Here is a 20,126-nt window from a genome sequence, read left to right as displayed (position 1 = left end):
TTGTGGAAGCCTTGGCAGCTTTTCGGACAGCGATGTCTTTCCGTTTCTTTGAGTGGCTGACCGAGAATCGGGATGTGTTTGCCGCTTACAAAGCCAGTTTAGGCTTTGTTTGGGCTTGAAATTTGTTTAAGTCCCACTAGGATTCGGCGATCAGGTGTGGAGATTGGCCAGAGGAAAACTTGAGGGGGAATTAGCGACTGTTGACAAATCTCTGAATGGAAAGTTGCGAGATCACGGCTCCGATCGGGTTAGCAAAGGTGATACTGTTGTCTGTTCGTCCTGCAAAGAGGAGGGCGACGGGTTGATTGCTGTTTGCCGTCACGATCAGTGAACCAGAGTCCCCACCGCGACTAAAAGGATTGCCGCCGATGCCACGGATGCCGATCTGATTGCGGAATTGGGCGGCACCGCAGGAGTAGCCGCCAACGGAGATGTTGACGTTAATATCGGTAATCGTGCCGATAGTTGCTTGGGTTGTCCGACCATTTTTCTTCACCGTCATACCTAGGCGGGCGGCGATCGGTGTAGGATTGAGGGTGTAGTTGACATGACGCGGATCGACAAAACTAAAAGCTGTCCAAGCAACGGCCGCATCTACCAAGTTAGGACCCGGACAGTTGACCCGGACAAAATTTTCCAGGAGGGCGATTCGATCGCCGGGGACAACCCCACCATCAACCCGTCCGGGCTGGATAATCGGATCGCCGATACGGGCGTTGTTGGAATTGGCGATGACGTGGTTATTACTCAACAGGCACAGCTTATTATTGCGTAGCACTACCAGACAGCCAAGAGTCCCCGCGGTTACTTGCGGATGACCGATGGAGACACCACAACGAACTGGGCGCGCATAACGACGATTATATAACTGGGTGACGATCTCGCCCACTTCTTCGATTTCCACAGGCATACCCCCGATCGAGGTGGGTACGGCGGCAAAAGCACTAGCGGCAATTGTCCCGGCCACTTTTTCGCTGACGTAAACTTTCAGAGTCACATCGGGGGTAAGCAGTCCACCGACGCTACGAAAACCGATGCCAGTGCCGAGAATACGTTCCCCTCCGGTGTCATAGTCCGCAATCGACTCGGATAGGGAGGCGGTAAAGGTTTCACTGCCACCGAGGCGCTGTTCTAATTCTTCTTGGGCTGAAAACCAATCTTGAGTGATACCGATCGTATCGATAGACTCGGAGGCTTCTATTACTTCTAAGGCTTGATTTTCGCTTCCCAAAGGCGCATTGGGATCAAATTCGATCACATCTTTATTCGTTGACGATTCCATACTAGAACCCTCCCGCTCATCGGGCATTTCATAAGGTTGAGTCATTGTTAAAACTACCTTGTTCACAAGTTTTTTACTGGGGTTATTATTCCCAAAGTAAGAGAACCGAACATAACCAATCGACCCCTCAACAATTTATTTCTCTTAACTGGAACAAACCTTAGCTATATGCTATCTATACCTCCTATAAATTGACCCCTGTAACCAAGATTTTGAAATATTTATTTGTAAAACTTTTTAGATCTTTATTATCTCTTTTTGTTCGAGCGACCTCAATTATAGCAGTTATCTTAATGGTTATATAGGGTTTGCTGAATAAATCTAAAAACCTTGTTGGATAATATCTTTAGGCTTTTTTGAAATCAAAAAGTGCCAGCCCTTGAAGTGATCGGGGGGGGGGAAATTTAGGCACTTTTTTCCTGAAAATTAGGTAGTTGACCACCTGAAAATCGGTAAAACCCCACACCCCACACCCCACCCCCCCGATGTCGGGGGGGTTGGGGGGGCCACACCCTGCCCCCAGAAAAGCTTTTTCAGCAGCCCCTATATAGGAAGTTTTTCCTCTGCATTTCATAGGCAGAGTCCGATGAAATGCGAAAATTGTTGCCCGTTCCCACTCCAAGACTTTTTCAGCAAACCCTACTTAGTTTGAAAGATATTTTGTACCATTTTTTTATCCAAACCCGCGGCAATTTTATCTAATTCTGCTATTTCCCCACTGTCTAAACTCCATCCTAAAGCCCCTAAATTATCCTCAGCTTGCCGAACATTTTTGGCTCCTGGGATAGGAATTGTTCCCTTACAGATACACCAATTTAAAGCAACTTGGCTAATAGTTTTATTTTTAGCTTGGGCGATAACTTCTAGGCAACTTATCAGGGGAGAAATAGCGGGAATTAATTGACCAAAAAGGAAGCGACGTAATCCAGGAGGTAAGTTTTTATTATCTCGATATTTCCCCGTTAATAACCCCAAAGCTAAGGGACTATAGGCAATAATTTTAATGCCCAATTGATCACATAGTTCCTTTAATCCTAAGTCAGTGAGAGGATAGGTAGAAAGGAGAGAATACTGTACCTGTAAACTGGTAATAGGAATGCCGCGACTGGCAAACTTTTGATAGGCAGACTTCAATCTTTTCGGTCCAAAATTGGATAAACCGACTCCTTTAACTAACCCCTTTTCCAGACAATCCCCCAATCCGTCTAATAATCCTCCCTCCTGCCATGGCGCATAATTGCCTGTTGACCAGTGCATTTGCACTAAATCCACCGGGCGACCCAATCTGGTTGCCGAAGCTTGACAAGCTTTCACCATGGCATGACGGGTTAAACGCCAAGGATAAGGGGCGAGTTTGGTGGCAATACGGATATTATCGGCGTTATAACCGCTATATTCCCCTGTAAAGCGTCCTAATAGCTTCTCACTCTGTCCGTTGAGTTTGCCTGTCCCGTAGGAGTCTCCCGTATCAAATAGGGTGACACCCCGCTCGACGCAGAGATTAAAAACCGCTTGTAACTGGCTATCCATACTCTCATCGTAACCCCAGAGAAGACGATTTCCCCAGGCCCAAGTACCGCAGCCCATGGGGGGAAGGGATAGAGTTTGATCTGTGACTGTCAAGGGATTCATGGGTCAGTTTCTCTGGGTTTTTTCTCAAGCTTTCAGAGAGATATTTTACTACTAAATCGACTTAGGTTTTTGTTTAACAAATAATCCCCGCAACCAATAGTAAAAACTATCGATATAAGTAAAGATTACCGGCACAACCACCAAAGTTAACAGGGTGGAAGTGGTAAAACCACCAATAACGGCAATCGCCATCGGTGCGCGAATTTCCCCATCTGCACCCAAAGCTAAAGCAATCGGTAACATCCCGGCAATTGTGGAAACGGAGGTCATAATAATTGGTCGTAAACGAGAGACTCCCGAATCAATCATCGCCTGAAATTGCGGTTTCCCTGCCTCAATGCCACTCAGGGCAAAATCGACTAACAGAATCGCATTTTTAGTGACTAATCCCATCAGTAAAACTATGCCAATTAAAGCGTATAAACCTAACTCTTTTTGGGTAATTAAAAGAGCGATTAAAGTACCACCAATCGATAAAGGAAGGGAAGTTAAAATCGCTAGGGGATAGAGAAAATTGTTATACAATAAGACCAGAATCCCATAGATAGAAATAATTGCTAAACTTAACGCCCCCAAAAAACGAGCAAAGATATCGCGCATAATGCGAGCATCACCAAAGGGTTCTTCTGTCACCTCTGGGGGTAAGTTTTTCATGATTGGTAAAGCGCGAATTTGTGTCACCGCACTTCCCAAAGAAACTCCCTCTAAATTAGCTCCAATATTAACCTGACGTTGACGGTTAAAGCGTTGAATTTCCGCAGGTCCACTACCTAAGCTAATTGTCGCCACCGAGTTAAGCGGTACTAACGTCCCATTACTGCTAGGAACGCGCAAATTTTGCAGAGTTTCTATCTCACTGCGACCATCGTTGGCAATTTTCACCCGGATGGGAATTTGTCGGTCAGCAAGGTTAAATTTAGCTAAATTAAACTCATTATCGCCGATTAAAGCTAAAGATGCAGTACGAGCGATCGCTCTGACCGAGACTCCCTGATCGGCAGCCCGGACAGGATCCGGTTGAATAATGATCTCCGGTTTAACTAAACTTACCCCGGAACTGACCTCGACAAAACCGGGTAAAGCCCGCATTTCTCGCTCTAATTTTTGGGCAGTTTGGGTTAAAATATCGCCATTTTCACTTTTTAAAATAATAGCGACATCCTTAGTGCTTCCTGCTCCCCCCTGCGCCCGAAAACTAACTCTAGCACCAGGTATCTTCTGGAAATCCCGGCGGGTTTGTTCCTCAAATTGCCGTTGAGTTAGCGATCGCTGTTCCTTAGGAACTAAATTAACATATATTAACCCCGTATTTACCCGTCCCGAATCTCCCGGAATAGCCAAAACATTAGCGACGGCGGTATTTTTTTGCAGTAAACTATTCACCTGATTAGCCACGGCAACAGTATCATTCAAAGTCGCACCGGGAGGCAATTCTAGGCTTATTGTACTTAATCCGGTATCCCCGGAACTAAATAACCCTTTCGGAATCAAGGGAACTAACTGTAAACTACCGATAAAAAAGACCAAAGCCGCCAATAAAGTCAGGATTCGATGACGTAGGGACCAAGTTAACAAACTTTTGTAGGGACGAAAACGGGGGCGCGAGGAGGGATTACTCTCACCGGTTTTCAGCTTTTTCGGCTGTAGAATATAGGCACTTAACATCGGGGTGACGGTGACAGCGATCAAACTGGAAAATAGGGTAGAAACCGCCACAGTAACGCCGAAAGGTTGAAAGAATTGCCCCGGCACACCGCCCATAAAAGCAACCGGCAGGAATACCGCTATAATTGCCGCCGCACTGGCTAAAACGGCTAATCCAATCTCTTTTGAGGCATCAAAAGCCGCTTGCAAGGGTTTTTTACCCATAGCTAAATGTTGATCGATGTCCTCCACCATACACACCGCATCATCCACCAGATTCCCCAAAGCTAAAGCTAAGGCCAGCAGGGTCATACCGTTAAGGGTATAATTTAGGGACTGCATCACCCAAAAAGTCGGGAAAATCGACAAAGGCAGGGCCAAACCCGTGATAATCGTGGCGCGCCAATTGCCTAAAAATAGACCCACCGTGATCACCGTCATCATACAACCAATCAGGAGATCGCTCAGAAGGCTTTCGTAACTAGCACGAATTGAGTCAGCACGGGTAAAAATTAATTGAAATTTAATATCTTCGGGCAGTTTTTTCTTTAAATTCTCGATTTCTTGGCGCACTGCTGTTTCTACCGTCACCAAGGTGCTGCCAGTCCCCCGTAAAATCGAAAAACCCACCACTGGCTGCCCATCTAAGAGGGCCATTTGTCGGGGATCGCTGGAACTATCCCTAACTGTCCCTAAATTGCTTAAGGGGACGGTATCACCGTTAGGTAAAGAGATTTGATAATTTCTTAAATCTTCGATCGTTTCAGCGCTGCCGAGGGTGCGGACAGTTTGTTCACTGCCACCGATTTCCGATCGCCCTCCGGGTAAATTAATATTAAAACTACGGATTTGGTCATTAACCGCCGTGGCCGTGATACCGTAGGCGATCAGACGACCGGGATCTAAATCTACACGCACTTCTCGATCGACTCCCCCAACGCGATCGACTCGTGCTACCCCCGGCACTCCCGTTAAAGCGCGGCCAATTTGACGATCAACTAGATCACTTAATTCGGCGATCGATCTTTTCGGGGAGGAGATGGTGTAGTTCATCACCGCACCCCCGGCAAATTCTAAACGTTGGACAATTGGATCATTAGCATCCTGGGGTAAATCCTGCCGAATTTGCGCTATGGCATTACGCACATCATTGGTAGCGCGATCGCTGTTAGTGCCAAGGATAAAGTTAACGGTGGTGGTGCTGCTGCCTTCGTTGATGGTAGAAGTAATTTGATCGATATTACCCAAAGCAGCCACCGCATCCTCGACTTTTTTGGTGACTTGGGTTTCCAATTCCTCTGGACCTGCGCCGGGTTGATTAACGGTGATAATCACGGCCGGAATGTCAATATTAGGAGAGCGATCGATCCCTAATCCTAGAAAGGCAATGTATCCCATTAAGGCCATAACCAGGGAGATCAGGATCGTCGGAATGGGATTTTTGATAGACCAATTAGAAATATTAAAAGCCATAATTTCAGTTATCAGTTATCAGTTATCAGTTATCAGTGGGTAAGTTATCAGTTACCAGATGTGAGTTTTCAGTTACCGGTTATCAGTTATCAGTTATCAGTTTTTGGTTTTTGGTATTTTCTTGGCAGGTTTTTAGAATAGCCCAAAGCATTTTACCAATTTCCTCCGCATCATCATTGATACTTTGAAAGGCTCTTTCCTCTATGTAGAGCTTGCTGAATAAATCTAAAAACCTTTTTGGGTAATACTTTCAGACTTTTTGTCAATCAAAAAGTACCAGTTCTGGAAGCGATCGGGGTAAAATTCAGGTACTTTTTCTCTGAAAATTAGGTAATTGACCAGATGAGAATCGGTAAAAACCTACACCCCACACCCCACACCCCACACCCTGTCCCTACGAAAAACTTTTTCAGCAGACCCTATGTAATTCGTGTCTTTCAATAGAGACAGCCAATACTTTGTTTCTAGACATTCCTTATAAGCTATTGACATTTTAGCTCGAAAATCAGCTTGAGAAATAGCTCCATTAGCCTCGGCAATGTTAGCCCCGATTGAAGTGCCACTCCTTAATAGCTGTTTTGACAAAACATATTCTTGTTTAGTCTCACACAAATATTTATAGCCTTTAACAATCCTAATGGCAAATTTATAAGCTTTATCATAAACTTTACTCTCCATCCGTTTGCCCCGCTACCGATCACTGATTACTGATTACTGTTTACTGATTACTGTTTACTGATCACTGATCACTGATCACTGATTACTGATCGCTGATTGCTGTAATTTTGTCGCCATCACCGAGATAGGCTGCCCCTTTGGCCACAATGCGATCGCCCGCTTGTAAACCGGTGAGAATTTCCACGCGATTATTCGGCATAATTTGACCTAATTGCACAGTTTTGGCGGTAACGGTGTTATCAGGTTCAACTAAATAAACTAGAGCTTGATTATCTTTTTGGGGTAAAACTGCGGTCATGGGGACGGTTAAACTGTTGCTAGTATTCGTCACGATCGCACCTCGTAAAAACATCCCCGGTTTTAATCCTGTATTGTCGGTTAAATCGACTTTAACCGTTGCTTGACGGGATGCCTCATCGACGATGGGATTAATTTCGCGCACCTGTCCCGATAGTTTCAGACTGGTATTAGCATCGGAAGTGATAGTAACGGGCGCTCCGACGCGGATTAAGGGCAATTGATTCTCAGGAACCCGCAATCTTAGCTCTAAACGCCCATTTTCGATGATTTTAAAGAGAGCATTTTGACCGTTGGTGGTATCCCCGATGCGGCCATTTCTTTCGGCAATTTTGCCACTGACCGGAGAAATCAGGCGCGTCTCGTTTAATTGGGCGTTAACAATGGCTAAACGGCTTTGAGCTTCCGCTAATTGGGCTGTAGCTTGGGCTATCACTTCAGGACGATTGCCTGCTTGCAATTGTGCCAGTTGCTGCTCTGCTTCTCCTAAACGGGATTGGGTCTGTTGTACGATCGCCGCTTGCTTTCTTTCTTCATTGAGGACTTCATCGAGACGATCCCGGGCGATCGCTCCTTCCGCTTCTAAACTTTGGTTTCTCTGGACGCGTTTTTTGGCCAAATCCCAATCCGATTGAGCTTGACTAATTTCGGCTTTTATGCGTTGAATAGTTTGTTTAGCTCCAGCGATCTCCTCTTTACGGCTACCCGCTTGCAATTCTGCCAAACGCGCCCGGGATTGGGCGACATTTGCCTGTGCTTGGGTTAATTGCGCTTGTAGGACGGTATCATCGAGACGAGCCAAAATTTGACCTTGGCTGACCCTATCCCCCTCATCGACAAAGATTTCTTTGATTTGTAGTCCCGTCGCTTGGGAAAGAATCGGGATTAATTCATCGGCTGCCACGCTTCCAGTCGCTTTCAGGGTGCGGGCCACGGGAGTAAATTGTACCCTAGTGGTGGTTACTGTTTGTGCTGGTGCTTCATTTTTTGCCGCTACGGCCTGAGTATTGGGGTTTTGGGCTGTTTGGGGTCGATTAGCGAAACGAGTCGCCCCTAGGGTCAATAAAACCCCCAATCCCACACCGATAAATAAACCCTTTCCTCCCGATAGCCACGAGTTGGTTTTTGTCGGTTTTGGCGAGTATTCGGGTTCCTCTGGCTCAATTTCGGGTTTAAATGCGATAACTTCGGGAACTAGCGAATTATCGGCTGAATGCTGGTTATTTTCTAGGGTATCTGGCCGCACGGTCTGCCCTCTCGGTAGATTCTGGATAAAATGTTAAGTTTTGTATCCATTTATAATCTAACGGAAAAAGGTCACGGGTGGGGAAAGTGAGAAAGTGGACTTGCTGTAAAAATCCCAAATTGTCCTGGTTGGTGAGGAATCAGTAGTTAGGAGACAGGAGACAGTAGGCAGTAGTCAGGAGACTCCGAGACAGGAGACAGGAGAATTAAGAATGAGTAATAATCAATTAAATGGTTTATTTAGAGATTTTATGCCAGTTAATCTGGCTCTCCCCTACTTGTGGTCATAAGAAAAAGTTATGAAAAAGTCAGAGATCCAAATTTTCTTGGCCCATGCCAGTGAGGACAAACCAGCAGTTTTGGCACTGTATGACCGCCTCAAGCAAGCGGGATATAAACCTTGGTTGGATAAAAAAGACCTGATTCCGGGTCAAATTTGGCGAGATGAAATTCCGAAAGCGATTAAAGCTAGTCAGATTTTTCTCGCCTGTCTGTCAGGGAAATCGGCTAATAAGCAGGGATACATCCAACGGGAGTTGAGGATTGCACTTGATACCTTGGGAGAGATGCTACCGGGGACAATTTTTTTTATTCCCATGAGGTTAGAAGAATGCGAAATTCCTGATCTGCGAAGTGCAGAAGTTAGCTTGAATCTGCGAGATATTCACCGGCTTGATTATTGGGAAGAAGACGGATTTGAGCAACTAGAAAGAGCAATTGGCTATCAGTTCAAGCTTGAACCGGAAGAGCCAAAACAACTGTTATCAGTATTTAACTTTGAGGTGGTGGGAGTAAATGCGAAAGGTGAGCAAATTAGAAAAGAGTCGAAACAGTCCCAATATTTCAGGGAAGATCTGGGCAAAGGCATCACCTTAGAAATGGTCGCCATTCCGGGGGGAACTTTCCTGATGGGAACAGAAGATGAGGAAATCGAAAGACTGGTTAAAAAATTTAATTGGGAAGGATTTAGAAGGGAAAGACCACAACATGAAGTAACTGTCCCACCCTTCTTTATGGGTAAATACCCCATCACCCAGGCCCAGTGGAAAGCGATCGCCTCTCGCACGGATTTAAAAGTTAAACAAGACCTTGATTTCAAGCCAGCCTATTTTAAAGACCGTCCCGATAGCGATCGCCGTCCCGTGGAACAAGTCAACTGGTACGATGCGATCGAGTTCTGTGCGAGATTATCAAAACTAACGGGAGGGGAATACCGACTTCCCAGTGAGGCGGAATGGGAGTACGCCTGTCGTGCTGGAACCCCCACCCCATATTACTTTGGGGAAACCATTACCAGGGAATTGGCCAACTACAATGCCAGCGAAACCTACGCCGAGCAAGCGAAGGGAGAGTATCGAACAACTCCCGTGGGACAGTTTCCCCCTAATGCCTTCGGACTGTACGATATGCACGGCAATGTCTGGGAATGGTGTGCTGATACCTGGCACGATAACTATAATGATAATTGTTCTCCTCTGCGGGGCGGTTCTTGGTACACCGATCCAAATTACTGCCGTTCCGCTTACCGCTTCGACATCGTCCGCCGCGGCCTCCACAACAACCTCGGTTTTCGGGTGGTGTGCGGTGCTGGGAGGACTTTGTAGCAGAAAAGAATTTAACTTAGTGTCAACAGACTTGCAAAAATTAGGTGGGCATTGCCCACCCTAATCTTAGGATGGCGGTTTGTAGGTAGAAGCAACGGATAATTCCTTTAATTGCTTCGCTGCCACTGTCGAAGGTGCAGAAGTGAGTAAACAACTAGCTTGCTGGGTTTTCGGGAAAGCAATCACATCGCGAATCGATTCTTCTCCCGCTAACAACATCACCAAGCGATCTAAACCGTAGGCGATACCACCGTGGGGAGGGGTTCCGTATTCAAAAGCTTCTAACAAAAAGCCGAATTTATTATAGGCTTCCTCTGGGGATAGACCGATGGTAGCGAAGACTTTTTCCTGTACTTCCCGTTGATAAATCCGCAAACTGCCGCCACCGATTTCAATACCATTAAAAATCATATCGTAGGCTAGGGCGCGAGCGTGGGCTAGATCCTCTAAATCTTCGGGATTAGGGGCAGTGAAGGGGTGATGCAATGCTTCTAGGCGTTTTTCCTCGGCGTTGTATTCAAACATCGGGAAATCCGTCACCCAGAGGAGGTTGATTTTATCAGGATCAATTAATCCCAATTGTTCCCCTAAAACTAAGCGTAGGCGGGATAGGGATTTATTGACTGTATCGGTATCTCCTGCCCCAAATAAGAGCAGATGCCCCGGTTTTGCGCCAGTCTTCTCGATTAAAGCCTGTTTTTGTGCCTCTGTCAGGTTATCTTTAATCGCACCAATGGTATCAAAATCGTAGTCTTCGCGCACGCGGATGTAGGCGATTCCCTTCGCACCCGCATCGGTGGCTTCTTTGAATAAATCCCCACCCGGCTTGATTCTGACGTTAGAAATCGCCTCGTTACCGTTGGGAATCGGTAAAACTTTCACCGTCCCACCACTAGCGATCGCACCTGAAAACACCTTAAATCCCGAATCGGCAAAAATCTCCGCCACATTGACCAATTCCAAGCCAAAACGGGTATCAGGGCGATCGATCCCATAGCGATCCATAGCCTCAGAATATGTTAAACGGGGCAGGGGCAGGCTTATATCGATATTTTTGACTTTTTTGAAGATATGAGCGATTAAAGCCTCATTTAGGGCTAAAATCTCAGGTAAAGAGAGAAAACTCATCTCCATATCCAACTGAGTAAATTCCGGTTGACGATCAGCGCGCAGATCTTCATCGCGGAAACAGCGGGCGATTTGATAGTAGCGATCCATTCCCGACACCATTAATAATTGCTTAAATAGTTGCGGTGATTGGGGTAAAGCGTACCATTGGCCCGGGTTGACACGGGAAGGAACCAGATAATCCCGCGCCCCTTCGGGAGTCGATCGAGTTAAAATTGGCGTTTCCACTTCGATAAAATGCTGTTCATCTTCGAGAAAACGGCGCATTTCCTTGACAACTTGGTGACGTAGTTGTAAATTCTGACTCATACGCTCCCGGCGTAGGTCTAGATAGCGGTATCGCAAGCGCACATCTTCCCGAACCGATTCACTTTCGGAACTGGAGACGACAAAAGGCAGTTGTTTAGTAACCCCGTTGAGAATCTCGATGCTAGTGGCGTAAATTTCGATTTCTCCGGTGGCAATGCGCGGGTTAAGGGATTCGGGCGGCCGTTGACTAACTGTTCCCGTCACCTTGAGGACATACTCGTTTCTGACGGTTTCAGCAATGGGATAGGAAGCGGGGGTTCGTTGGGGATCACTGACGATCTGGACAATACCACTGCGATCCCGTAGATCGATAAAAATAACGCCACCGTGATCGCGACGACGATCGACCCAACCGAAGAGGGTGACACTTTTTTCAATTTCGATCGCGCTAAGGTCGCCACAGTAGTGAGTTCGCATAGTCTAACTAGAGAATTACTTATATTACGAATGTAGTATAGAAAGGATGTGGCCAGAAAAAAATCAGACGGCCTTGTTCATTATGCCGGTATTTTGTCGCTTTTGTCCCCTTGTTTAGGGTATTTTTATGGTCTCCTAAGTAGCTGGTTTTAATTAAATTGAAGATAGATTTTGGGTTCGATCCCCCCTGCCCCCCTTGATAAGGAGGGATCGGCACATCCTTAATCCCTCCTGAATAAGAGGGCATCTGACAATTTTTAACACCTACCTACTTAGTCCTCAGCTATCGGCTTTTCGCGGATCGGCTATAATCAACAAGGCTGATCTAGCAGTTACCGATTGTGAACGATTAAAATCATGAATTGCTTAGAAAAAAAAATGGTGCAACTGTTAAGAGAACTCAGGGAAGATCACCATGTTTCGGGGGTAAAAGCGGAATTCGAGACGGAAGGAACCCGACTGACGGAAGCGATGCGGTTGAAAGAAATTAGTCTGAAAGCGGGGGTAGATTTTAATCTGAAAATTGCTGGTTGCGAAGCGGTCAGAGATATCTTTGATGCGGTTAATTTAGGAGTCGATCGCTTGATTGCTCCCATGGTAGAAACAGCCTACGCTTTACAAAAATATCTGCGGGCAGCCAGGAGGGTTTTAGCTGACCAAGGGGTGGAAGATGTGGAGCTATTAGTTAATATCGAAACGATTACAGCCTGTGAGAATTTTCAGGAAATGTTGGCGATTCCAGAGATAAAATCTCTCCATGGTATCGTCATCGGACGGATGGATTTAGCCTGTTCTTTGGGATTAACCCGTCAGGATGTGAATAGCGAGCAAGTTTTGGCTCTGGCTTTACCTTTGGCAAAAAAAGCTAAGGCTGCCGGTTTGACTGTTGCCATTGGGGGTGGGGTGTCACTGCATTCTTTACCGTTTTTCAAAATGTTCTGCCAAGGACATTTTGACCGCTTCGAGACGCGCAAAGTTATCTTTGATTGTCCCCAAGCTTTGGATAATTTCAGTTTAGCTTTGCCAAAGGCGATCGAGTTTGAATTACTCTGGCTAGAGAATAAAAAAAATTATTATGGTGCTATTGTCCGTGAAGATGACCAGCGTTTAGCAATCCTCCATGATTTACTTTTTGGTTAAAGATACTGGTCCCTTGATTGATCGTGCAAAACCTAGACATATCCAATCAATCTGACAAATAAAAGGTAGGACTGGCTGAATAAATCTAAAAACCTTGTTGGGTAAGACTTTTAGACTTTTTGTCAATCAAAAAGTACCAGATATGGGAGTGGTCGGGGGGAAAATTCCGGGACTTTTTCCCTGAAAATTAGGTAATTTACCCGATGAAAATGGGTAAAACCCCACACCCCACACCCTACACCCTACACCCTGCCCCTAGGAAAAACTTTTTCAGCAGACCCTAGTTAAAAGCCTAAGAACCGAGAATCCCCCGCTACACCGCGCGAGCGGTTAGCGGGGGAGAGTCAAGATTAGCAACAGGATTAGAACCAAAGAAACAAAAACAAGAAACTTCTGCTTGATTCAGATTGGGAAACCACAACAGCACGAAGAACAACCACAGACGACCAAGAGAAGAACGAACTGAACAATTAATGAATGCTTGTTTCCCTCATCTTTCTGGTGCAATTAATTGGGAATTCCGGGCCGATCGCACCGGGATCGTTCACGTTCAATTTGCTAAAGCTTCCAAAGGACTCCAAGTAATTGGGGGCGTTTTTTTGGCTTGATCGCCCGATTGATATAGAATCAAAAGGCTACACTCAAGATTAATCGCTTGAACTATTCTCTTGTATCTGTTCTTAGAGCCAGCGTGTGGATTGTAGATTCCCCTAATACCCGTATTTTAGCCCCTTGTGCGATCGCTCTTGGTAACTTTGATGGTTTGCACCTAGGTCATCAAACCGTCCTACAGCCAATTTTTCAGGATGGCCCCGCTTATCCCACCGTTGTTAGTTTTACTCCCCACCCGCGGGAATTTTTTACGGGAGAAAAATGGCAATTATTAACTCCTCTAGGGGAAAAGGTGGAGGTTTTAGAGAATTTAGGCGTTAAACAATTAGTTTTACTGCCTTTTTCGGCTGAATTAGCTTCCCTGACTCCCTTGGCTTTTGTCGAACAGATTTTAGTAGAAAAATTACAGGCTAAATCGATCAGTGTTGGTCAAGATTTTCACTTCGGTTATCGTCGTCAAGGTACAGCCGAAGATTTATTACAGATCGCCTCTCAATTTAATATTAAAGTCGAGATTGTTGGTTTAAAAAACTGTGGGGCGGGTCGGATTAGTAGTTCCCTAATTCGTCAAGCTTTGGCAGCAGGAAACGTTGAGCAAGCTGGGCAAATGTTAGGTCGTCCCTACAGTTTAACCGGTCGCGTGGTCGTCGGGCAACAGCTGGGCAGAACATTAGGTTTTCATACCGCTAATCTACAGGTTCCCCCCGATAAATTATTGCCGCGACTGGGGGTTTATTGCGGTTGGGTGCATCTCGATGGTTCTCGCTTACCAGCAGTTATGAATATCGGTTATCGTCCCACGATCGAGGGAAAAACTATCAGTGTGGAAATCCATTTATTGGATTGGTCGGGCTATGTATATGATCGCATTTTAACGATGGATTTAGTGCAATTCCTGCGACCAGAACAGAAATTTAATTCTCTCGATCGATTAAAAAATCAGATCGAGATAGACTGCGATCGCTCTCGATTAATTCTAACTTCTGTAACTGACAATTCCTAATATTTTTGGTATTCTCTTTCCACTTTACCCACCGCTTTCAATAAAGGAGAATCAAGGGAATCGATCCAATCAGCTACTTCTCGCGCTAATCCTAGGCTAACAATGCCTTGAGACGGTGGTAATTGACCAGCTAAAGCCTGACTTTTGATGGTTTTCAGGACAGAAATTAAACCCTCAATCCGAGTCGATCTTTCTGTTTTCCGCATCTGTTCGGCCACGGTAATAGCTTGGTCAATTGATTGAATTAATTCCCTCATGTTCGTTTCCATAATATTCTAGCGACAGGAAAGAGATGTAACCGTTATTGCTCGCCCCTCTCCCCATTGTATATTGGCATCTCGCGAGTCTTTAATAAAAGTTTGCTGACCACCACCGGGATAACAATCAGCCGGATTCTGGGGGGCGACAATTCCTTGATAAACCGTTGTTCCCGCAGGTAAAGTCACCGATATTACTTTGGTCGCTTGATTGGGAGGAATCCACTTTTGATCGAGGGCTAAATTTCTGATCACCTCCACATTGGTGGTATATTGATCCGTTGTTAGAAAACGACCTTTTTTGTAATTTTCGTCACTATAATAACGGAAGAAAGTCTGGGGTTTTTCTAGGGTAATTGCCTGACATTCACTATTGCGAAAAGTGATGGCAAGATCTGGAGGAAGGGGACAGGAAGGAGCCTGATCTTGAGCCAATATTTTCCGAGAATTGAAAGTCAAATTTTCGGGTAAACTATTGGTTAATGTACTGGCAGCGATTCCTAAAACAAGACTAAAAACGAGTGAACTGGCTTTCATCTTCACTGATTAAGAGAAATTCTTCTCGATTTTACCGTACTGAACCGACTTAAAATCTTGATTTCGCCCACTGGCAACAATTCTTAACTAATTTTCTTCATGCTCCCAACCCTAACCCCGATTAGCTCCCTAGCAGAAAATTTCCCGCCATTGTCTGTCAACTTTTCTCGCTAGTGTGGGCAAATTAGGAAAAGAATCGTTAAGATCAAAAAAACTTAACATTAATCTTCTTGACAAAATCCCCCATTTGTACTATGAGAGACGCTATTGATATTTTGATGGAAAATTTGAGCCAGAGCATCGTCGGCCAAACCGAATCGATTCGCATTGTGCTGGTGGCTTTGCTCAGTGGTGGCCACGCTCTCCTCGAAGATGTCCCCGGAGTCGGCAAAACCCTGTTAGCCAAATCCTTAGCGCGTTCAATTAACGGTCGTTTCCAACGGGTACAATGCACCCCTGACCTCCTGCCTAGTGATATCACGGGAACCACGATTTGGAACCCCAACAGTCGCGAATTTGAATTTATCCCCGGCCCCGCTTTTGCTAACGTCCTGTTGGCCGATGAAATCAACCGGGCCACCCCGCGCACCCAATCGGCACTTCTAGAAGTCATGGAAGAAAAACAAGTTACCATCGATGGAGAAGCGCGGCCGGTCCCTCAACCTTTCTTTGTGATCGCCACCCAAAATCCGATCGAATATCAAGGCACTTTTCCGCTTCCAGAAGCGCAAATGGACCGTTTTGCCGTTTGCCTGAGTTTGGGTTATCCCAGTGCCACAGAAGAATTAAAAATGTTACAAAGACAGCATTCTCAAGAGGCGGTTAAATCCCTAGAAGCTTGTATTTCCTTAGAACAGGTGGGAGAATTGCAAAGATTAGTCAGTCTGGTCAAGGTAGCTCCTGCTTTACAGCAATATATCGTCGATTTAGTCCGCGCTACCCGTGATCATGAAGATATTAGTTTAGGAGTCAGTCCCCGGGGTTGTGTGGTTTTGCAAAAAGCAGTTCAAGCTTACGCTTTCCTCGAAGGTCGCGATTATGCCATTCCCGATGATGTTAAGTTTATTACTCCCTATGTCTTCTGCCATCGTCTGATTCCTAGTCACGGTCGTCAAGCTAAAGCGATCGTGGAAAGACTTCTGCAATCGGTGGCGATCGAGGATCGCATCTATGCTTAAATTTCAGTTATCGATGAATGGTAAGTTACAGGGTATTTCTAAATTCGGCCAAATTGGTAGAGCCGATCTATTAATTGCTAGTATTGCCTTAGCTAACTCAAGGCTGGAGTAAAAATATTTTGAACGTGCTTCTGTTTTTACTTTTTTTGACCATCTTTCCATGCCAGAACAGTAATCAAAACGGAGGAAGCAGGAAGCCCTCGCTTTTAGCGATGGGTATGTCACAAAGCCTCCCCTAAAAAATTCAACAAACGGTGAGTTTTCACAGCGTCCCCCCTATTCTGAAAAAACTCACCAGAAGCCTTTATTTTGCCCCTCACACCTTATCGAATCGGTCTCCTATCCGAACTGTCCCGTATCGATCCATTCACTCTTGATTAGCGACCACCAATCAGTTGCCAGACCATCGAGGACGTACTTGTAGGGCAGCCAGCCGTAGCCAGCGCTTCCCCAGCCAGTCCCCCAAGAGTTGCGGATGAGCAAGGCACCAGTGGTTTCAATGCCACCCGCATTGGTGTTCTTGATCTTGAGGTTGTCGTCGTAACCGACCGCATCAATCGCGTGACCGCCGAGAACTTTCTCGCCCCGAGTCGGGTAAGGAATCTTGCCGGTCGTGTTGGCCTGATTGATGGAACTGTAAACGGTAAAGCCAAACATTGAGGGCAGCCCATTTGCCAAGTAGGTTTTAATCTGAGTTAATAGGTTGCTCGGTGTCGTTCCTGGGGGGTCGAGGCGATAGTAAGAGATCGCTTGGAAGCTCTGGGCAAAAGCGTAGCAGAATGCCGGCGGCTCCTTGTCATAATCGGGAGTATTGTAGGGGTAGTATTCTTCTGGTGGTACGCCAAACAAGGTGAGGGCGTACATTGTTGAGCGCAAGAAGGCTCCCGTATCCCCCGTCCAGTGCAACAAGTTGCGCGTCACTTTGTAGAGAAAGAGTCTGGAAGCATCGAGGTGTTTGCCAAAAGCTCGCCGCTCAAAATACTCCACCAGTCCGACCCCGGCGTGGGCCGTACAAGAACCGATATTCTTCTGATCTTCGATTGGGGAACACCACGGCCTCAAGTCCACGCTGGCTGGCAGCGCCGCCACCGGGGCCTCCGCTCCCACTTGGGCGAGCATCGCCTTGACCGGCAGTTGCCCCAACGCTCTTAGTCGGGGTGCGACGACCTCGGATTCTGGTGTCAGGTCGCGGATGTCGGGATAGTCGGGCAACCATCCCATTGCGGGAATTACAAATGTTTCACTCATTTTTCCTTTCCTCCTAAGTCGTTACTCACTAGCCCTTGGCTATCTGAGAAGCCTTTACTCTCGGACTTGGAGCGTGACAGTAAATCGTTCGACAATTGACGGCTCTCCCTGCCACTCTCGCCAGAGCTTAAGCCTTAGTTGGCCTATCCCAGCCCGTTGCGCTTTAAAGGTCAGGACTCTCTGACCGCCCCCGCCGACTTTCGACTCCCCGGCAGGTACATACTCAGAGGACTGCAGCTCCACTAAATCGCCCCCGCCGCCATCAAGCGCCCACTGAAAGCCGGTAGTGGGATTCTCGTCGAGGGACAGTAGCAGTAGGTCATTGACCTGCATGGTGATGGATTTGCCGTTGTCAGTGCGAGTAAGGGTTAGCATTGTATCTTGACCGTTCCCTCCTTTCGGGTTCCACTCTGTCGCCCCACAGCCCTGGGAAAAGACCGGGGAAAGCACGAGGATTAGAGTTATGACAATCGCAACGGCCCACTTAAGAGAACGATCCATTATTTTCCTCCCTCGTCTCTATAACGGCCACAGGGATTTACTCTCGTTATTGCAGTTGGGAAATCGCGCCAAGCGCAGAACAAACTGGGAAACGATCTAATTTAATTATCTCTTGCTTTGGCCACCGAGAGATGGTAAGATGGAACGTTTGTGATTTTTCTTAATAATCGCCCTCGCCCACACGCGCCTCAAATACCCTTCAGAGCAGCCCTATCCGTAATACTAAATCCGTTGAATATAAGCTACATATCAGGACAGGCAAAAGGCAAAAGGAAACAGGCAAAAGGGGTAATAAATAATCAGTCTTTAATAACAGGATTTAGGATAATTTGAAACAAATCCTCAACCTGGCGGCGGTTGGCAGTACTGACATCGCAGCTTTGAGAAGTTGTCAATAAATTGATATTGACAACATTGCGATTGTTTGGCTGGCAAGCAGTAGAATCTTGCCATTTCTATCCCTAGCACCAGACATTAATTATTGAACCCCTAGAGGAGAGAATTGCCAGGATCAAAACCCCTAGCGGGGGAATAACAACGACTAGCAATTAAACCCAAAACTAACCACCAGAGGGTACTAACCTGGGGACGATACCAAACTGTATCAAAGAAACCGTGGGCAAGAATTCCAGCCATAGCGGCAATTGCCCCGATTAACCAAAAGCCTTGACTATCCATTTTATCGCGTAAAAGTTTAATTTGATGGATGCCTTGGCCGATAGTTGTGACTAATAACCAGAGGAAACAGGTAAAACCAATGATTCCCGTTTCTACCATGATTTCTAATAGCACAGAATAGGCACTTAAAGCCGTGTATTTTGGCTTCATGAATAGGGGGTAAATTTTCTTAAAAGCATCATTACCCGGTCCGATGCCCAAAAGCGGATAAGTTTGAATCATGCGGATAACTGCATCCCAAACATTAATCCGAAAGTTATTACTACTATCTCCTCGGCCGGCGAAAATACTCATCACCCGAATTCGCAGCGGCTCCACCAATAAAATCGCCCCTAAAACCACCACGGCTAAACCCCCTAAAACTAAGGGTAAAAGCCATGTTTGCCAAAATAACGGTAGATAACTTTTGAACCAATAAAATAATAGCAATAAGAAGACAATTCCTAAGACCATCAAACCAATCCAACCGCCACGACTCTCGGTAAAAAATAAACAAGCGGCATTGGCTAAAGTTAGTAAAGCCGCTAAAATTTTCGGTAGCCATCCCTGCCACACAAATAATGCCGCACCGCTAAAAGCAATACCAGGGAATAAATAACTAGCTAATAAATTAGGATTACCGAGATAACTATAAACCCTAGTATCTCCCGCTAATTCTGAAGTGGGATCGTTCCAAGTTGCTAACTGTTCCGCACCAAAAATTTGCTGACGAATGCCGTAGATGCTGACTGCTAAGGCGGTTAAAACTAAAGTAGTCAGAATCCAATTTGTCTGGCGTGGTGAGCGCATGATTCGGGCGGTAAAGGCAAAAAAGATGAGATTGAGAGTTAATTTAATTAATCCTTCCAAGGCTGCGGTTTTAACGGGAGAAAAAGCCGTAGAAACCGTGGCAATTCCCCAATATAAAAGTACCAAAAGATGTATGGGTGTCACCCCAATTTTGCCTTCATCCACAAGGGTTAAGAGTAGCCAATAACCCGCTATTGCTAACAGCAAAAAACCGATTTGACTGGTGGAGAAAAACGGCGCAGTGGCGATAAGGAGAGAGATTAACAGCGCACCCATCAGTTCTGTCCACTCCACAAACCGGCTACCCTGTCGCCATTGACTAAAAAGGCCGACGAAACGATGCAGATAGCTATATTTTGACCAAGAAGCGGGCGAAAAGTTCAATAGGGTGATTTGTTTCCATAAAGCATTCATAGGGTTTTTAGTTGCGGTTGTCACCATCACACTTTGATTAAGATACCGATTGTATCTTAA

The 20,126-nt window shown here is 45.9% G+C and carries 17 protein-coding genes; 6 read left to right on the top strand and 11 right to left on the bottom strand.

Going from position 1 to position 20,126, the window contains the following annotated elements:
• Window positions 1-190: 190 nt before the first annotated feature.
• From O9295_RS06005 to O9295_RS05985, 5 genes are all read right to left on the bottom strand, one after another.
• Entirely contained in the window at window positions 191-1,327 is a 1,137-nt protein-coding gene (locus O9295_RS06005; RefSeq protein ID WP_061431839.1) for a chymotrypsin family serine protease, read from the bottom strand.
• Window positions 1,328-1,921: 594 nt separating this feature from the next.
• Window positions 1,922-2,914 carry an aldo/keto reductase gene (locus tag O9295_RS06000; protein WP_147069534.1) on the bottom strand — a complete coding sequence of 331 codons (993 nt, stop codon included), beginning with the start codon at window positions 2,912-2,914 and terminating at the stop codon, window positions 1,922-1,924.
• Window positions 2,915-2,965: 51 nt separating this feature from the next.
• Complete coding sequence (locus tag O9295_RS05995; RefSeq protein WP_288032326.1) at window positions 2,966-6,031, bottom strand: efflux RND transporter permease subunit; 3,066 nt, start codon at window positions 6,029-6,031, stop codon at window positions 2,966-2,968.
• A 360-nt stretch (window positions 6,032-6,391) separates the two neighbouring features.
• Window positions 6,392-6,709, bottom strand: a complete 318-nt coding sequence (locus O9295_RS05990; RefSeq protein ID WP_288032325.1) for a four helix bundle protein — start codon at window positions 6,707-6,709, stop codon at window positions 6,392-6,394.
• A gap of 82 nt (window positions 6,710-6,791) precedes the next feature.
• A complete protein-coding gene (locus tag O9295_RS05985; protein WP_288032323.1) occupies window positions 6,792-8,252 on the bottom strand; it encodes an efflux RND transporter periplasmic adaptor subunit in 1,461 nt (486 codons plus the stop codon).
• Window positions 8,253-8,550: 298 nt separating this feature from the next.
• Here O9295_RS05985 and O9295_RS05980 point away from each other — a divergent pair, with 298 nt between their 5' ends.
• Window positions 8,551-9,855 carry an SUMF1/EgtB/PvdO family nonheme iron enzyme gene (locus tag O9295_RS05980; RefSeq protein WP_288032322.1) on the top strand — a complete coding sequence of 435 codons (1,305 nt, stop codon included), beginning with the start codon at window positions 8,551-8,553 and terminating at the stop codon, window positions 9,853-9,855.
• A 66-nt stretch (window positions 9,856-9,921) separates the two neighbouring features.
• On the opposite strand, the gene aspS is transcribed toward O9295_RS05980, so the two are convergent.
• Window positions 9,922-11,709, bottom strand: coding sequence for an aspartate--tRNA ligase (gene aspS / locus O9295_RS05975; protein ID WP_288032321.1), 1,788 nt, complete (start codon window positions 11,707-11,709; stop codon window positions 9,922-9,924).
• Between the two features lie 357 nt (window positions 11,710-12,066).
• Between aspS and O9295_RS05970 the strand changes: the two genes are divergently transcribed.
• The 3 genes from O9295_RS05970 to O9295_RS05960 all read left to right on the top strand — a co-directional run bounded on the left by O9295_RS05970 (window position 12,067) and on the right by O9295_RS05960 (window position 14,464).
• A complete protein-coding gene (locus O9295_RS05970) occupies window positions 12,067-12,849 on the top strand; it encodes an aldolase/citrate lyase family protein (protein ID WP_288032320.1) in 783 nt (260 codons plus the stop codon).
• Between the two features lie 473 nt (window positions 12,850-13,322).
• A complete protein-coding gene (locus O9295_RS05965; protein WP_287731987.1) occupies window positions 13,323-13,457 on the top strand; it encodes a hypothetical protein in 135 nt (44 codons plus the stop codon).
• Between the two features lie 83 nt (window positions 13,458-13,540).
• Window positions 13,541-14,464 carry a bifunctional riboflavin kinase/FAD synthetase gene (locus tag O9295_RS05960; RefSeq protein ID WP_288032319.1) on the top strand — a complete coding sequence of 308 codons (924 nt, stop codon included), beginning with the start codon at window positions 13,541-13,543 and terminating at the stop codon, window positions 14,462-14,464.
• Here O9295_RS05960 and O9295_RS05955 read toward each other — a convergent pair.
• Both O9295_RS05955 and O9295_RS05950 read right to left on the bottom strand, forming a co-directional pair.
• Window positions 14,461-14,733 (bottom strand): hypothetical protein, encoded by a 273-nt coding sequence (locus O9295_RS05955; protein ID WP_287973000.1) that lies wholly within the window; start codon window positions 14,731-14,733, stop codon window positions 14,461-14,463. The two genes, O9295_RS05960 and O9295_RS05955, sit on opposite strands and share 4 nt — an antisense overlap.
• A gap of 6 nt (window positions 14,734-14,739) precedes the next feature.
• On the bottom strand, window positions 14,740-15,258 hold the full coding sequence (locus tag O9295_RS05950) for a hypothetical protein (protein WP_288032318.1): 519 nt from the start codon (window positions 15,256-15,258) through the stop codon (window positions 14,740-14,742).
• A 254-nt stretch (window positions 15,259-15,512) separates the two neighbouring features.
• Here O9295_RS05950 and O9295_RS05945 point away from each other — a divergent pair, with 254 nt between their 5' ends.
• Window positions 15,513-16,436 (top strand): AAA family ATPase, encoded by a 924-nt coding sequence (locus O9295_RS05945; protein WP_288032317.1) that lies wholly within the window; start codon window positions 15,513-15,515, stop codon window positions 16,434-16,436.
• 339 nt (window positions 16,437-16,775) lie between these two features.
• On the opposite strand, the gene O9295_RS05940 is transcribed toward O9295_RS05945, so the two are convergent.
• Window positions 16,776-17,684, bottom strand: a complete 909-nt coding sequence (locus tag O9295_RS05940) for a C1 family peptidase (protein ID WP_288032316.1) — start codon at window positions 17,682-17,684, stop codon at window positions 16,776-16,778.
• A gap of 54 nt (window positions 17,685-17,738) precedes the next feature.
• Window positions 17,739-18,134 (bottom strand): protease inhibitor I42 family protein, encoded by a 396-nt coding sequence (locus tag O9295_RS05935; protein WP_288032315.1) that lies wholly within the window; start codon window positions 18,132-18,134, stop codon window positions 17,739-17,741.
• Between the two features lie 13 nt (window positions 18,135-18,147).
• Between O9295_RS05935 and O9295_RS05930 the strand changes: the two genes are divergently transcribed.
• Window positions 18,148-18,285: a hypothetical protein gene (locus tag O9295_RS05930; protein WP_288032314.1), complete on the top strand. Its 138-nt coding sequence runs from the start codon at window positions 18,148-18,150 to the stop codon at window positions 18,283-18,285.
• Window positions 18,286-18,674: 389 nt separating this feature from the next.
• On the opposite strand, the gene O9295_RS05925 is transcribed toward O9295_RS05930, so the two are convergent.
• Window positions 18,675-20,066 (bottom strand): IctB family putative bicarbonate transporter, encoded by a 1,392-nt coding sequence (locus O9295_RS05925; protein ID WP_288032313.1) that lies wholly within the window; start codon window positions 20,064-20,066, stop codon window positions 18,675-18,677.
• Between the last annotated feature and the right edge of the window lie 60 nt (window positions 20,067-20,126).

The sequence above is a fragment of the Microcystis sp. LE18-22.4A genome (assembly GCF_027531105.1).
Taxonomy (GTDB): Bacteria; Cyanobacteriota; Cyanobacteriia; order Cyanobacteriales; family Microcystaceae; genus Microcystis; species Microcystis aeruginosa.
This window is presented reverse-complemented; position numbering and strand designations above follow the sequence as displayed.